13 protein-coding genes are annotated in these 14,281 nt (G+C 72.2%); 10 read left to right on the top strand and 3 right to left on the bottom strand.

All coding sequences use genetic code 11. The features are described 5' to 3' along the window. The first annotated feature begins 141 nt into the window (after positions 1-141). Genes egtA through egtD form a run of 4 tightly spaced genes read left to right on the top strand, consistent with a single transcriptional unit; the run spans position 142 to position 4,536 of the window. Positions 142-1,482: an ergothioneine biosynthesis glutamate--cysteine ligase EgtA gene (egtA, locus tag J2N69_RS33945; protein WP_230904147.1), complete on the top strand. Its 1,341-nt coding sequence runs from the start codon at positions 142-144 to the stop codon at positions 1,480-1,482. Continuing rightward, positions 1,479-2,822, top strand: coding sequence for an ergothioneine biosynthesis protein EgtB (egtB, locus tag J2N69_RS33940; protein ID WP_230904146.1), 1,344 nt, complete (start codon positions 1,479-1,481; stop codon positions 2,820-2,822). Before egtA ends, egtB begins: the two co-directional genes overlap by 4 nt. Next, complete coding sequence (gene egtC, locus J2N69_RS33935; RefSeq protein WP_230904145.1) at positions 2,822-3,577, top strand: ergothioneine biosynthesis protein EgtC; 756 nt, start codon at positions 2,822-2,824, stop codon at positions 3,575-3,577. Before egtB ends, egtC begins: the two co-directional genes overlap by 1 nt. Continuing rightward, positions 3,574-4,536, top strand: a complete 963-nt coding sequence (gene egtD, locus J2N69_RS33930) for an L-histidine N(alpha)-methyltransferase (protein ID WP_230904144.1) — start codon at positions 3,574-3,576, stop codon at positions 4,534-4,536. The genes egtC and egtD overlap by 4 nt, the downstream gene beginning before the upstream one ends. Before the next feature lie 61 nt (positions 4,537-4,597). Here egtD and J2N69_RS33925 read toward each other — a convergent pair whose 3' ends face one another. Next, entirely contained in the window at positions 4,598-5,890 is a 1,293-nt protein-coding gene (locus tag J2N69_RS33925) for an extracellular solute-binding protein (RefSeq protein WP_408056849.1), read from the bottom strand. A 204-nt stretch (positions 5,891-6,094) separates the two neighbouring features. Here J2N69_RS33925 and J2N69_RS33920 point away from each other — a divergent pair, with 204 nt between their 5' ends. Continuing rightward, positions 6,095-6,319, top strand: a complete 225-nt coding sequence (locus J2N69_RS33920) for a dodecin (protein WP_127913032.1) — start codon at positions 6,095-6,097, stop codon at positions 6,317-6,319. Positions 6,320-6,570: 251 nt separating this feature from the next. Here the strand turns inward: J2N69_RS33920 and J2N69_RS33915 are convergent, their stop codons facing one another. Next, a complete protein-coding gene (locus tag J2N69_RS33915; protein WP_230904142.1) occupies positions 6,571-7,059 on the bottom strand; it encodes a phosphatase domain-containing protein in 489 nt (162 codons plus the stop codon). Positions 7,060-7,128: 69 nt separating this feature from the next. Here J2N69_RS33915 and J2N69_RS33910 point away from each other — a divergent pair, with 69 nt between their 5' ends. Next, positions 7,129-8,133, top strand: a complete 1,005-nt coding sequence (locus J2N69_RS33910) for an LLM class flavin-dependent oxidoreductase (protein ID WP_230904141.1) — start codon at positions 7,129-7,131, stop codon at positions 8,131-8,133. 30 nt (positions 8,134-8,163) lie between these two features. On the opposite strand, the gene J2N69_RS33905 is transcribed toward J2N69_RS33910, so the two are convergent. Further along, complete coding sequence (locus J2N69_RS33905) at positions 8,164-8,625, bottom strand: cold shock domain-containing protein (protein WP_269075648.1); 462 nt, start codon at positions 8,623-8,625, stop codon at positions 8,164-8,166. Between the two features lie 189 nt (positions 8,626-8,814). On the opposite strand from J2N69_RS33905, the gene J2N69_RS33900 reads away from it, so the two are divergent. The 4 genes from J2N69_RS33900 (at position 8,815) to J2N69_RS33890 (ending at position 14,278) form a co-directional block, all read left to right on the top strand. Further along, entirely contained in the window at positions 8,815-11,175 is a 2,361-nt protein-coding gene (locus J2N69_RS33900) for an ATP-binding cassette domain-containing protein (RefSeq protein WP_230904139.1), read from the top strand. 78 nt (positions 11,176-11,253) lie between these two features. Next, positions 11,254-11,784 (top strand): hypothetical protein, encoded by a 531-nt coding sequence (locus J2N69_RS36765; RefSeq protein WP_408056848.1) that lies wholly within the window; start codon positions 11,254-11,256, stop codon positions 11,782-11,784. Further along, a complete protein-coding gene (locus J2N69_RS33895) occupies positions 11,721-12,809 on the top strand; it encodes a LacI family DNA-binding transcriptional regulator (protein WP_230904138.1) in 1,089 nt (362 codons plus the stop codon). Before J2N69_RS36765 ends, J2N69_RS33895 begins: the two co-directional genes overlap by 64 nt. A 128-nt stretch (positions 12,810-12,937) precedes the next feature. Beyond that, entirely contained in the window at positions 12,938-14,278 is a 1,341-nt protein-coding gene (locus tag J2N69_RS33890; protein ID WP_230904137.1) for an extracellular solute-binding protein, read from the top strand. Positions 14,279-14,281: the final 3 nt, after the last annotated feature.

Below are 14,281 nucleotides of genomic sequence, written 5' to 3'. Positions count from 1 at the left end.
GTTCATGAACGCATGGTGAGCCGGGCACGTCGGGCGGCGCAACAGAGTTTCCCGGTACGGGCCCGGCGTCGGGGCCCCCTTGTGCGATCGGCCTCAAAGGTTTTGGGTGTGACGAGCACTCTCGACCGGAAGGAGTCCCCCGTGCCCGAGGGAGACTGTACGACGCACCGCCCACCGCCGCGCACGAAGGCGCCGGACCCGGTGACCGAGGCGGAAGTGGAGGCCCTGGTCCGCGGCATCTGCTTCAAGACGGGGCCGCCTCGCACCACCGGGGTCGAACTGGAATGGCTCGTCCACGAACCCGGACTGGCCCATGTGCCCGTCCCCCCTGCCCGCCTCGAAGCGGCCTACGCCGCGCTGCGGGCCCTGCCCCTGCACGCGTCCCTCACCGTCGAACCCGGCGGCCAGCTGGAGCTCAGCTCGCTGCCCGCCGCGTCCCTGACGGAGTGCGTCGCGGCCATGCGGGCCGATCTCGGCCTCGTCCGGGACGCGTTACGCTCCCACCACCTCACCCTCAGCGGGATCGGCGCCGACCCGTGGCGGCCCCCGTCACGGTTCCTGCGCGAGCCCCGCTACGACGCCCTGGAGTCCAGCCTCGACCGCGGCGGCCCCGCCGGGCGCCGCATGATGTGCTCGACGGCGTCCGTGCAGATCTGCCTGGACGCCGGGTACGAGGAGCCGGGCCCGCTCGGCTACGCGCGCCGCTGGCGCCTCGCGCATCTGCTCGGTCCCGTGCTGGTCGCCGCGTTCGCCAACTCACCGCTCCAGGACGGCCGCGCCACCGGCTGGCTCTCCACCCGGCAGGCCGTGTGGGCGGGCATCGAACCCGGCAGATCCGGCGCCCCGCCGCTGGACGGGGAGCCGCGCGAGGACTGGACCCGGCACGCCCTGGACGCGCCGGTCATGTGCGTCAAGGAAGCGTCTGGCGCCGGTCCCTGGCACGTCCCGGAGGGGCTCACCTTCCGTGCCTGGACCCGCTCGGGTGTGCCGCGGCGGCCCACGCGTGACGACGTCGACTACCACCTGACCACGCTGTTCCCGCCGGTACGTCCGCGCGGCCACCTGGAGCTGCGCATGGTGGACGCCCAGCCGGGCGAGGACGGCTGGATCGTGCCGCTCGCCGTGACCAGCGCGCTGTTCGACGACCCCGAGGCGGCCGAGACCGCCTACCGCGCCGTCAAGCCGCTGGCCGAGCGGGACGGGCCGCCGGGTTCGCCCGCCGCGCCGCGCAGTCCACTGTGGCTGGACGCGGCGCGCGGGGGCCTCGCCGACGCGGAGCTGCGCGAGGCCGCCGCCGTCTGCTTCGCCGCCGCGGTCGACGCGCTGCCCCGGATGGGCGCGGACGCCTCGACGCGGGACGCCGTCGCCGCGTACGCCGACCGGTACGTCGCGCGGGGCCGCTGCCCCGCCGACGACCTGCTGGACGCGCTCGGCGACGCCCATCGACACCATGACGCCTCGGGGAAGGACACCCGACGATGAACGGCCCCACCGTGGACCCGCAAGCCCTGCGTGAGCGTGCGCGCGCCGCGCTCCTGGCCGCCCGGGACCGCACCACCCTCCTCACCTCGTGCGTCGAGGACAGTGAACTGACCGCGCAGCACTCGCCGTTGATGTCGCCGTTGGTCTGGGACCTCGCGCACATAGGCAACCAGGAGGAGCAGTGGCTGCTGCGCGCGGTCGCGGGCCGCGACGCCATGCGGCCCGAGATCGACCCGCTCTACGACGCCTTCGAGCACCCCCGCGCCGAGCGGCCGAGCCTGCCGCTGCTCGCGCCCGCCGAGGCCAGGGGGTACGCGGCACAGGTCCGCGGCCGGGCCCTCGACGTGCTGGAGAAGACGCCGCTGCACGGCACTCCGCTCACCGACGCGGGCTTCGCGTTCGGGATGATCGCGCAGCACGAGCAGCAGCACGACGAGACGATGCTCATCACGCACCAGCTGCGCTCGGGCCCCACCGCGCTCACCGCGCCGGACCCGGAACCCGGCCCGCCCTTCACCGGCCCGGACGAAGTCCTCGTCCCCGGCGGCCCGTTCACGATGGGCACCTCCACCGAGCCGTGGGCCCTGGACAACGAACGCCCGGCGCACCGCCGCCTGGTCCCGCCGTTCTTCATCGACACCACGCCGGTGACGAACGCCGCCTACCAGCGCTTCATCGACGACGGCGGGTACGAGGAGATCCGCTGGTGGTCCCCGGCGGGCTGGGCGATGGTCCGGCAGAATCAGTTGCGCGCGCCGCTGTTCTGGCGCCGCGAGGGAGGGCAGTGGCTGCGGCGCCGCTTCGGGACGGTGGAGCCGGTGCCCGCCGACGAACCGGTGCTGCACGTGAGCTGGTACGAGGCGGACGCGTACGCGCGCTGGGCGGGCCGGCGTCTGCCCAGCGAGGAGGAGTGGGAGAAGGCCGCCCGGCACGACCCGGTCACCGACCGCTCCCGGCGCTACCCGTGGGGTGATGCCGACCCGACGCCCGAGCACGCGAACCTCGGCCAGCGGCACCTGCGCCCGGCCCCGGCGGGCAGCTATCCGATGGGCGAGTCCCCGCTCGGCGTACGGCAGTTGATCGGTGACGTCTGGGAGTGGACGTCCAGCGACTTCCTGCCCTACCCCGGCTTCGCCGCCTTCCCCTACCGCGAGTACTCGGACGTGTTCTTCGGCGGTGACTACAAGGTGCTGCGCGGCGGGGCGTTCTCCGTGGACGCGGTGGCCTGCAGGGGCACGTTCCGCAACTGGGACCATCCGGTGCGGCGGCAGATCTTCTCCGGGTTCCGCACGGCGCGGGACGCGGGGCCGGCCGACGCCCCCGAACCCGAGGTGTCCTGATGTGCCGTCATATCGCTTTTCTCGGCCCGCAGGTGCCGCTGGGAAGCCTCCTCGTCGAGCCCGCGCACGGCCTGTACCGCCAGTCGTGGGCGCCGCGCCGGCAGCGGTACGGCACGGTCAACGCCGACGGCTTCGGCGTGGGCTGGTACGCGGACGGCGACCCGGTGCCCGGCCGCTACCGGCGCACCGGGCCGATCTGGGCCGACCAGTCCTTCGCCGACCTGGCCCGGGTGGTGCGCTCCGGGGCGCTGCTCGCGGCCGTGCGCGACGCCACACTGGCGGGCGCGGACGGGGAGGCGGCGGCCGCTCCGTTCGCGTACGGGCCGTGGCTGTTCAGCCACAACGGCGCGGTGGGCGGCTGGCCCGGCTCGCTCGCCTCCCTCGCGGAGGGCCTGCCGCCCGACGAGCTGCTGTCGATGGAGGCGCACTGCGACTCCGCGCTGGTGTGGGCGCTCGTCCTGCACCGGCTGCGGCGCGGCGACGAGGCGGGGCAGGCCCTGGCCGACACCGTCCTGGACGTCGCGGGAGCGGCTCCCGCGTCGCGCCTCAACCTCCTCATGACCGACGGCGTCACGATCACCGCGACCGCCTGGGGCGACACCCTCTGGTACCTCGCGGAGCCCGGCCGCCGCACCGTGGTCGCCTCCGAGCCCTATGACGACGACCCCCTCTGGCGCGAGGTGCCCGACCGCACCCTGCTCGCCGCAAGCCGCACCGACGTACTGCTGACCCCGCTCAAGGAGCCACCCGCGTGAGCCCGTTCCTGCTGACCCGCACCCTGCCCGAGGACGCCACCGGAGCCGCGCTGCGGGCCGATGTCCTGCACGGCCTGACCCGCACCCCCAAGGCGCTGCCGCCCAAGTGGTTCTACGACGCGCGCGGCAGCGCCCTCTTCGAGGAGATCACCACCCTGCCCGAGTACTACCCGACCCGCGCGGAGCGCGAGATCCTGGTCGCCCGCGCCGCCGAGATCGCGGGGATCACGGGCGCGCACACACTGATCGAGCTGGGTTCGGGTTCCTCGGAGAAGACCCGCCATCTGATCGACGCCATGGCGTCGCTGCGCACGTATGTCCCCGTGGACGTCAGCGAGAGCGCGCTGACCGGCGCGGCGAACACACTGCTCGCGCACCGGCCCGGGCTCGACGTGCACGCCCTGATCGCCGACTTCACCCGGGGCCTCGCGCTGCCGGGCACGCCGGGGCCGCGCCTGGTCGCGTTCCTCGGCGGCACGCTCGGCAACCTCCTGCCCGCCGAGCGCGCGGCGTTCCTCTCGTCGGTGCGCGGGCTGCTCTCCCCCGGTGACGCGCTGCTTCTGGGCACGGACCTGGTGAAGGACGAGTCGGTGCTGGTTTCGGCGTACGACGACGCCACGGGCGTCACCGCCTCGTTCAACAAGAACGTCCTGTCGGTGATGAACCGCGAGCTGGAGGCGGACTTCGATCCGGACACCTTCGACCACGTCGCCGTCTGGGACCGTGACCACGAGTGGATCGAGATGCGGTTGCGCTCCACGGCCGCGCAGACGGTGAAGATCCCCGCGCTCGGCCTGGCCGTCGACTTCGCGGCCGGTGAGGAGATGCGTACGGAGGTCTCGGCGAAGTTCAGGAAGGAGGGCGTGAAGGCTGAACTCGCGGCTCAGGGCCTGGACCTGACGCACTGGTGGACGGACGAGCGCGGCCGCTTCGCGCTGTCGTTGAGCACGCCGGTGTAGGGGGCGGTGCGGTCCCCCGGTGCCGTAGGCGTGGCGCGTACGGCACCGGGGTGCCCGCCTGTCAGAGGCCGCCGAGGTTCAGTGCCCGGGTGATCTCGCGTGAGGCCTCGCGGGCGTGGGTCGCCGGGTCGCCGCCCGTCAGGACGGCGGTCATGTAGCCCTTGATGGGGTTGTCGGCCTCGACGGCGGCCCAGCGCGGGGAGTTGGGGGTCGCCCTGCCGTTGGCCGCGCCGACGGCCATCGCCGCGACACCCGCCTCGCCCGCGACGGCAGGGGCCAGCTTCGCCTTGTTGGGCACGTAGTTCATGGTGCGGGCCAGGTCGGTCTGCCACTTCTTGCCCGCCAGCGCCGCGATGACGTCGACGGCGCCCTCGTGGTCGTCGCTGCGTTCGGGGACGACGAGGTCGGAGCCACCCGTGAAGACCGCGCCTGGCTTGCCCGCCTTCTTGCCGGGGATCGGGAAGTAGCCGAGCTTTCCCTTCAGTTCGGGGTTCTTCTCCTCGATGGCCCGCGCCGCGCCCGGCACCGCGATGATCTGCGCGACGTCGCCGCGCGCGAACACCCCGCTCTGGGCCGGGTGTTCCTCGTCGGCGTCGCGCGGGCCCCGGCCCAGCGCCTGGAGGCGCTGGTAGAACGCCATGCCGCGCAGGGCCTCGGGGGTGTGCAGGGTGCCGCGCCAGTCGCCGGAGGACTCCTTGGTCTCCTTGGCGAGGTCGCCGCCCTCGTCCCAGATGAACCCGGACAGCGTGTACCAGTCCTGGCCCGCGAGGTAGATGCCCTGGTTTTCCCCGGTGTTGAGCTTCTGCGTGTCCGCGATCCACTCCTCGCGGGTGCGCGGCGGCCGGGTGATGCCGGCCTTCGCGAAGAGGTCCTTGTTGTAGATGACCACGCGGTTGGCGGCGTACCAGGGGATGCCGTACTGGGCGCCGTTGTAGCGGCCCGGCTCCGCGAGGCCCGGCAGCCAGTCGTCCATGCCGAGGTCGCGCGCCGACTCCAGGGTCAGGTCGTACAGGCCGCCCTCGTCGACGTACTGGGCGACCTGGGTGTTGCCGACCTCGATGACGTCAGGCCCGTCACCGTCCCTCTCCTTGAGCACCTTCTTGACCTTGGCGCCGATGCCCGTCCACTCCTGGACGCGGACGTCCAGCTCGATGTCCTCGTGCTCCTTCTCGAAGTCCTCGGTGAAGCGCTCGACGAACTCGGCCGAGGCGCTGCCCCGCATCAGCCAGACGGTCACGGTTCTGCGCTCGTCCCCGCCGGGCAGCACGCCGCAGCCGGCGAGCAGGACGGCGGAGGAGAGGGCGAGGGCCAGGGGCGTGGCGGCGCGGGGGCGGTGCGGTCTCACGTGGGTCACTTTCTGCCTGCGGACAGGGGAAGGTCAGCCCGACGCGGGGGGTGAGCAGCTGGCTCGAACGGGTGCGCGATGATTTTGGTATGTACCAAAGAACCGGTCAAGGGGGTACGAGATCCGATACGCCGTCTCGCGCGTCGGCACGGCCTGGTGCACGGTGGAGTCACCTACTTCATGCGCCACACCACGGCCGGGAGGAACCCCCTCATGTCGGACCACACCTACCGCGTGACCGAGATCGTCGGCACCTCGCACGAGGGCGTCGACCAGGCGATCCGCAACGGCATCGCGCGGGCCTCACAGACGCTGCGCTCGCTGGACTGGTTCGAGGTGACCCAGGTGCGCGGACACATCGAGGACGGGCAGATCCAGCACTATCAGGTGGGGCTGAAGGTGGGGTTCCGGCTGGAGGACGGGGACGGCGGGGTGTGAGTTCTGCGCAGTTCCCCGCGCCCCTGAAACGCGTGCGTTCTCGGCTGCGGGGCGGTGGGGGCTGGGCTTCTTTTGCGCAGTTCCCCGCGCCCCTGACAGGCGTGCGATCTCGGCTGCCAGGTGGTGGGGGCTGGGCATCTTTTGCGCAGTTCCCCGCGCCCCTGACAGGCGTGCGATCTCGGCTGCCGGGCGGTAGGGGCTGAGGTCGTTTTGCGCAGTTCCCCGCCGCCCTGCGCAGCATCCTCGGGCTGTTAGGTTCGGCCCTCTTTTTCCTGGGCCGATTTCAGGGTCTCGGAGGTGTGGGACCAGTCGGCCCGGACCACCGTGAAGCCTGCGCGCACCGCCTCGTCGCAGACCAGTTCGTCGTCGTCCACGAGCATGCGGATCTCCCGCTTGCGGGCCATGTTCCGCAGGATCTCCAGCTTCGTGCGGCGCGCGGGGCGGCGGTCGTCGTTGCGGCGCATCCGGATCCGGCCGGCGGGCAGGCCCTGGCGGGCGAGCCAGGCCTCGGTGTCCGCCCGGCAGCGCTCGGGGCGTCCGGTGAGGTAGACGACCTCGCACTCCTCCGCGCTCCGCCGGGCCAGGTCGACGCCCTGCGCCAGCGGCGGATCATCGGGCGCCGCGGCGAAGAACGCGTCCCAGTCGCGGGGCCTGCGCTCCAGGTACCGCTGCCGGTGCGCGGTGTCCGCGAGGGTGCCGTCCAGGTCGAACACGGCAAGAGGTCTGCTGTCGTGGGTCACGGAATCAGCGTAATCAGGACGGCTGACAGCAGGCGGGAATCCTGGCGGCTCGGCGGTGTTGAAACCTGCGTGAGCTCAGTGATCGCGGCAACCCGGTTCTCCGTCCTCGACCGCTCGCGCACCCGTGAGGGGCACGACGGTCCGGCCGCCCTGCGCGACACCGTGCGCCTGGCCCAGGAGGTGGAGGCTCTCGGCTACCACCGGTTCTGGGTCTCCGAACACCACGGGGTGCCGGGCGTCGCGGGCTCGGCGCCCACCGTCCTCGCCGCGGCCGTCGCGGCGGCCACCCGCACCATCCGGGTCGGCACAGGCGGCGTGATGCTGCCGAACCACCAGTCGCTGGTGGTGGCGGAGCAGTTCGGCGTGCTGGAGTCGCTCTTTCCGGGCCGGATCGACATGGGGCTCGGCCGTTCCGTCGGGTTCACGGACGGGGTGCGCAAGGCGCTGGGGCGCGACAAGCACGACGCGGAGGACTTCGCCGCGCAGCTGACGGAGCTGCTGGGCTGGTTCCGCGGCACGTCGGACACGGGCGTGCGCGCGCGTCCGGCGGAGGGGCTCACCGTCCCGCCGTACGTCCTCGCGGTCGGTGAGGGTGCGACGATCGCGGCCCGGGCGGGGCTTCCGCTGGTCATCGGGGACCTCAAGGACCGCGGGAAGATGCTGCGCGGCATCGACACCTACCGCGGCGCGTTCCGGCCCTCGCCCTGGCTGGCCGAGCCGTACGTGATGATCGCGGGCACGGTCGCCGTCGCCGGAAGCGAGGAGGAGGCCCGCCGGCTGCTGATACCGGAGGCCTGGTCGATGGCCTACTCGCGCACGCACGGCACGTTCCCGCCGCTGCCGCCGGCCGAGCGCGTGGAGACGCTGACGATGACGGAGAAGGAGCGCGGCTTCTACGAGTCAGGGCTGAGCGGCCAGCTGCACGGCACGCAGGAGCAGGTCGCCGACGCGCTGGAGCGGGTGATCAAGGACAGCGGCGCGCAGGAGGTGCTGGTGACGACCAGCACGTACGACCGCGCGGGCCTCCTCGATTCCTTCCGGCGCCTGGCAGTGGTGGCGGGGCTGACGCGATGACCACGCGGCCCCGGCAGCGGCACCGCGGTCTCAGAGGTCGACCCATCCCCGCTTCTCGGCGAACTCCAGCACACTGGCGCGCACCCGCACGATCTGAGCACCGGTCAGCTCCGGTACGGAGCTCAGCAGGACCTCGGTGATCTCGTGGGCGAACTCGTCGCGCGACAGGACGTCGCACACGCCCTCGTCGCCGGCGGCCCCCTGGGTCGCGCCGCCCCCCGACGGCGCGGCGTGCCCGTTCACCGGGGAAGCGGAAGCGGGCGCGGGCGAGCCGTCCATGAGGTGCGCCGCGAACGCCTTTCGGCCGCGATCGTTCGCGATGATCTGGAATTCGACGCGCGCTCCGGGGACGAGGGTCCCGGGATCGCCCGAGAAGACCGATGTGTGCAGAAAAACGTCCTCGCCGCCGTCATCCGCCGCGATGAAGCCGAAGCCGCGCATTCCGTCGAACTTCAGAAGCGTGCCCGTACCCGTACCCGAACCCGATGTCATTTCCCCACCGCCCGACGCCCATGACAAGAGAGATCACACCCTAACAAGGCCGCTTGTCACCAGGTAGCCCTGAACCATCGGCCCGTCCGCCCTCCCCGCACGCCTGCCCCACGCACCCGCCCCGCTCGCGCTGTGGTCCGGGACCTAGAATCGTGGGGTTTGTCCCCGAGCCGCGTACGGAGCCCGCCCATGCACAGCCCTCACGATCCGTTCGTACGCGTCCGGGGTGCCCGGGAGCACAACCTGCGCGGCGTCGACGTGGACGTCCCACGCGACGTCCTCGCCGTCTTCACCGGGGTCTCCGGCTCCGGGAAGTCCTCGCTCGCCTTCGGCACGATCTACGCCGAGGCGCAGCGGCGCTACTTCGAGTCGGTCGCCCCGTACGCCCGGCGGCTCATCCACCAGGTGGGCGCCCCGAAGGTCGGTGAGATCACGGGGCTGCCGCCCGCCGTCTCGCTCCAGCAGCGCCGCTCCTCGCCGACCTCGCGCTCCTCCGTCGGCACGGTGACCACCTTGTCCAACTCGCTGCGGATGCTCTTCTCCCGCGCCGGCACCTACCCCGAGGGCGCCGAGCGGCTCGACTCCGACGCCTTCTCGCCGAACACCGCGGCCGGCGCGTGCCCGGCGTGCCATGGCCTCGGCCTGGTCCACCGGACCACGGAGGAGCTGCTGGTCCCCGACCCGTCGCTGTCCATCCGTGAAGGCGCGATCGCCGCCTGGCCCGGTGCCTGGCAGGGCAAGAACCTCCGGGACGTCCTGGACACCCTCGGCTACGACGTGGACCGTCCGTGGCGGGAGCTGGCCGCCGCCGACCGGGAGTGGATTCTCTTCACGGACGAGCAGCCGGTGGTGACCGTGCACCCTGTGCGCGAGGCGGGGCGCATCCAACGCCCGTACCAGGGCACGTACATGAGCGCCCGGCGCTATGTCATGAAGACGTTCTCGGACTCCAAGAGCCCGACCTTGCGCGCCAAGGCGGAGCGGTTCCTGGCGAGCGCCCCCTGTCCGGTGTGCGGCGGCAGCAGGCTGCGGCCCGAGGCGTTGGCGGTGACGTTCGCGGGCCGGACGATCGCCGAGCTGGCCGCGCTGCCCCTGTCCGAACTCGCGGAGGTCCTCGCGGGCGCCGCGGACACGTCCGAGACGGCGCGCGTGCTGACCGAGGATCTGCGGGCCCGCATCGCGACCGTCACCGAGCTGGGTCTCGGCTATCTCAGCCCGGACCGTGCCACGCCCACCTTGTCGGCGGGTGAGCTGCAGCGCCTGCGGCTCGCGACGCAGCTCCGTTCGGGCCTCTTCGGGGTGGTGTACGTGTTGGACGAGCCGTCGGCGGGGCTGCATCCGGCGGACACCGAGGCGTTGTTGACGGTGCTCGACCGTCTCAAGGCCGCCGGCAACTCCGTCTTCGTCGTGGAACACCATCTCGACGTCGTGCGCCACGCGGACTGGCTCGTCGACGTCGGCCCGCACGCGGGCGAGCACGGCGGCCGGGTGCTGCACAGCGGTCCGGTCGCCGCGCTCGAAGGCGTCAAGGAGTCCGCGACCGCCCGCTTCCTCTTCGGCCGCGCGTCAGTCCAGGACCGTGAAGTACGCGCCCCTCGGGGCTGGTTGAAGGTCGGTCCGGTCACGCGGCACAACCTGCGCGAGGTGACGGCGGAGGTCCCGCTCGGCGCTTTCACGGCGGTCACGGGCGTCTCCGGCTCGGGCAAGTCCACGCTCGTCGGCGAGATCACCGAGGAACTGCCGGGCGTCGGCCGGCTGGTCCGCGTCGACCAGAAGCCGATCGGCCGCACGCCGCGCTCCAACCTCGCCACCTACACGGGCCTCTTCGACGTCGTACGCAAGGTCTTCGCATCCACGGAGGCGGCGAAGGAGCGGGGCTACGGCGTCGGCCGGTTCTCCTTCAACGTGGCGGGCGGACGGTGCGAGACCTGCCAGGGCGAGGGTTTCGTCAGCGTCGAACTGCTCTTCCTGCCGAGCACGTACACGCCCTGCCCGGACTGCGCGGGGGCGCGCTACAACCCGGCGACGCTCGACGTGGCGTACCACGGGAAGAACATCGCCCAGGTGCTCGACCTGACGGTGGAGGCGGCCGCGGAGTTCTTCGCGGACACGCCGTCCGTCGTCCGCAGCCTGCGCACGCTCCTCGACGTCGGCCTCGGCTATCTGCGGCTGGGGCAGCCGGCCACGGAGCTGTCGGGCGGGGAGGCCCAGCGGATCAAGCTGGCGAGCGAGTTGCAGCGGGCCCGGCGCGGCCACACGCTCTACCTCCTCGACGAGCCGACCACGGGGCTGCACCCCGCCGACGTGGAGGTGCTCACGCACCGCCTGCACCAACTGGTCGACGCGGGGAACTCGGTGATCGTCGTCGAGCACGACATGGCGGTCGTCGCGGGCGCCGACTGGGTGATCGACCTCGGTCCCGGCGGCGGTGACCGGGGCGGCCGGATCGTGGCGGCGGGCCCTCCGAAGGACGTGGCCCGGTCGGAGGGCAGCCGCACGGCACCCTACTTGGCCCGTGCGCTCGGCAGCGGACTCCGGCCCACCGCCTGACGGCCCCCGGCAGCGGGTGCGACGAGGGGAAACGCGGCGACGGCCGGGGCCGCCGACGAGGTGATCAGCACACGCGGCATGTTCCGGCGACGAGCGACCGGCGCGGGTGCGTGCGCGGCTGCGCAGGGGGCTCTGTTCTGGCGGTACGGCAGAGCCCGCCCGTGGCGAGCCGTCCCCGGGGGGGGCGCTTACGCGCGTCTCCTCGCGGCCTGCGGCATCAGCGCCCTGGCCGTCTCCACCGTCAACGCATCCTCCCCGGGACCTGGTTGCTCGCCGACCTCGTCGCGATGTCGGGCGGTCGCGGCGGTCGCGGGCGAGTGGGGCGCGTACGGGGAACGCGCTCATCTCCGCGTCGGCTTCGCCGGACCCGTCCTGCTCGGCGGGCTCGTCCTGCTCAGCGGACTCGGCACCGCCGATCCGCTCGCGCATGGCGGGACAGTCCACCAGCGGGCCCTCGTCTGCGACCACCGTCAGGACCACATGCCCTACGGTTTCCGGAAGACTCCCGGAGCAGTTCCGGGCGTACAGCTACGGAGGTGGGGACTGTGGCCGGGGAACGCGCCCAGCACACGACAGGATCGCGGAGTCCCGACGGGGCGGGCAAGGTGACGATCAGCGAGATCGCGCGGGAGGCCGGGGTGTCCGTGCCGACCGTCTCGCGGGTCGTCAACGGGCGCTCCGATGTCTCGCCTGCCACCCGGGCCCGCGTCGAGGACCTGCTCCACCGGCATGGCTACCGCCGCCGTCCGGGGACGCCCGCGACCCGGGCGGCCCTTCTCGACCTGGTCTTCAACGACCTCGACAGCCCCTGGGCGGTGGAGATCATCAGAGGTGTCGAGGAGGTCGCGCACGAGCAGGGCGTGGGCACCGTGGTGTCCGCCATCCACGACCGGGCGGGCGCGGCGCGGCGGTGGATGACCAATCTGCGGGCCCGCGCCTCGGACGGCGTGATCCTGGTGACCTCGGTGCTCGAACCCGGGCTCCACGACGAACTGCGGCGCCTGGGCGTGCCGTTGGTGGTGATCGACCCGGCCGGCTCGCCCGCCACCCAGGCACCCACCGTCGGCGCCACCAATTGGGCGGGCGGCATGGCGGCCACGGAGCACCTGATCGGGCTCGGCCACCGCAGGATCGGGTTCATCGAGGGGCCGCGCCGGCTGCTCTGCTCGCGGGCCCGCCTCGACGGCTACCGTGCGGCTCTCGACGGGGCCGGGGTGGAGGTCGACGACGAACTGGTCGTGCCGGGCGACTTCTACCACGAGTCCGGGTTCACGGCCATGAACCGACTGCTTGAGCTGGCCGAACCGCCCACCGCGGTCTTCGCGGCCAGTGACCAGATGGCGCTCGGCGCGATCGAGGCGCTGCGCCAACGCGGCCTGCGCGTGCCGGAGGACATGAGTGTCGTCGGCTTCGACGACCTTCCGGAGGTGCGCTGGTCGTCCCCGCCCCTGACGACCGTACGTCAACCCCTGTCCGACATGGGCAAGTTGGCGGCCCGCGCGGTCCTCGACCTGGCCCGGTCCGTGGCGCCGGCCTCGCCGCGGGTGGAGCTGGCGACGGAGCTGGTGATCCGGGCGAGCACGGCACAGCCGAGCACCGCACGGCCGAGCACGACAGGGCCACGGCGCACGTAAGGGAGTGGCAGGGTCCGCGGGCAGTGCCAACGGCCAGTTTTGGCAAGGCCGTTGACACCCTTTGCGCATGCCCGTAACTTCCGTGGCCGTCTCCCGATAATTCTCGGACCGCTTCCGGAAGGTATGTCATGCCAGCCTTCGTCAGAGCCGCCGTGCGGGCCTCCGTGACCGGCGCCGTATCCATGTCCTTGTCCCGGCGCCGGTTTCTGGGGGCCGCGTCGGCGGCGGGACTCGCCACGGCCGGTCTGTCCGCCTGCTCGGACTCCGGGTCCGCGACCACCGACAGCGAGGGCCGCACCGTCGTGGAGTGGTGGAACATCCAGACCACCGAGCCGTCGAAGTCCGTCTGGCCGGAGCGGGCCAAGGCATTCGAGGCCAAGAACCCCGACGTACGCATCAAGCTCGTCACGCTGGAGAACGACGCGTACAAATCGAAGATGACGGCCCTGACAAGTTCCGGAAAGCTCCCGGACATCTACCACACCTGGGGTGGCGGAGTTCTCGAGCAGCAGATCGACGCGGGGCTGGTGGAGGACATCACGTCCTCCGTCAGTTCCTTGACCGGCACCCTCGTGCCGGTGTCGGTCAAGGCATACCAGTTCGACGACAAGACGTACGCCGTGCCCTTCGACATCGGTGCCGTCGGCTTCTGGTACAACAAGGCGCTGTTCGCCGACGCGGGTATCGACACGCCGCCCGCGACCTGGGCCGATTACCTCGACGTGGTCAGAAGGCTGAAGCGGGCCGGGATCACGCCTGTCGCGCTCGCGGGCAAGGAGAAGTGGCCCGGCATGTACTACTGGGCCTACCTGGCCCTGCGGATCGCCGGAGTCGACGGCATGCAGGAGGCCGCGGACGCCAAGGACTTCACCGGCGACGACTTCGTCAAGGCAGGCCGGCACCTCCGGGAACTCGTGGAGTTGGAGCCGTTCCAGAAGGGCCACCTCGGTGCCGGGTACTCCACACCCAACGGCGAGGCAGCGGTCATGGGCAACGGCAAGGCCGCGATGGAGCTGATGGGCCAGTGGGCACCCGTGGTCCAGGCCGACGCGGGCAAGGGCATCGGCGAGGACCTCGGCTTCTTTCCGTTCCCCACGGTCGCGGGCGGCAGCGGCGCGCTCACGGACGTGCTCGGCGGAGGCGGCGGTTACGCCGTGCGCAAGGGGGCACCACAGGCGGCCGTCGACTTCCTGAAGTTCCTCGTGACGGCGGAGTCCGACCGCGTCCTCGTGTCCAAGGCGGCCATGATGCCGGTCGTCAAGGACGCCACGAGCGCGCTGGCCGACCCCAACCTCAAGGACGTCTCGGCCACCTTGGGCAAGGCAACCGGCTTCCAGCTCTACCCCGACCAGGCGTACCCGCCGGCCGTCGGCCAGGAGGTCAACGACTCGGTCGCCGGTCTCATCGCCGGAGCGAAGTCGGCGGAGCAGGTGGCCCGTTCCATCACCCAGGTCGCCAAGAGCCAGTGAATG

The sequence above is a fragment of the Streptomyces huasconensis genome, from assembly GCF_021028635.1.
In the GTDB taxonomy this organism is placed as follows: Bacteria; Actinomycetota; Actinomycetes; order Streptomycetales; family Streptomycetaceae; genus Streptomyces; species Streptomyces huasconensis.
Note: the sequence above shows the minus strand (reverse complement) of the source record. Positions and strands in the feature narration are given on the sequence as shown.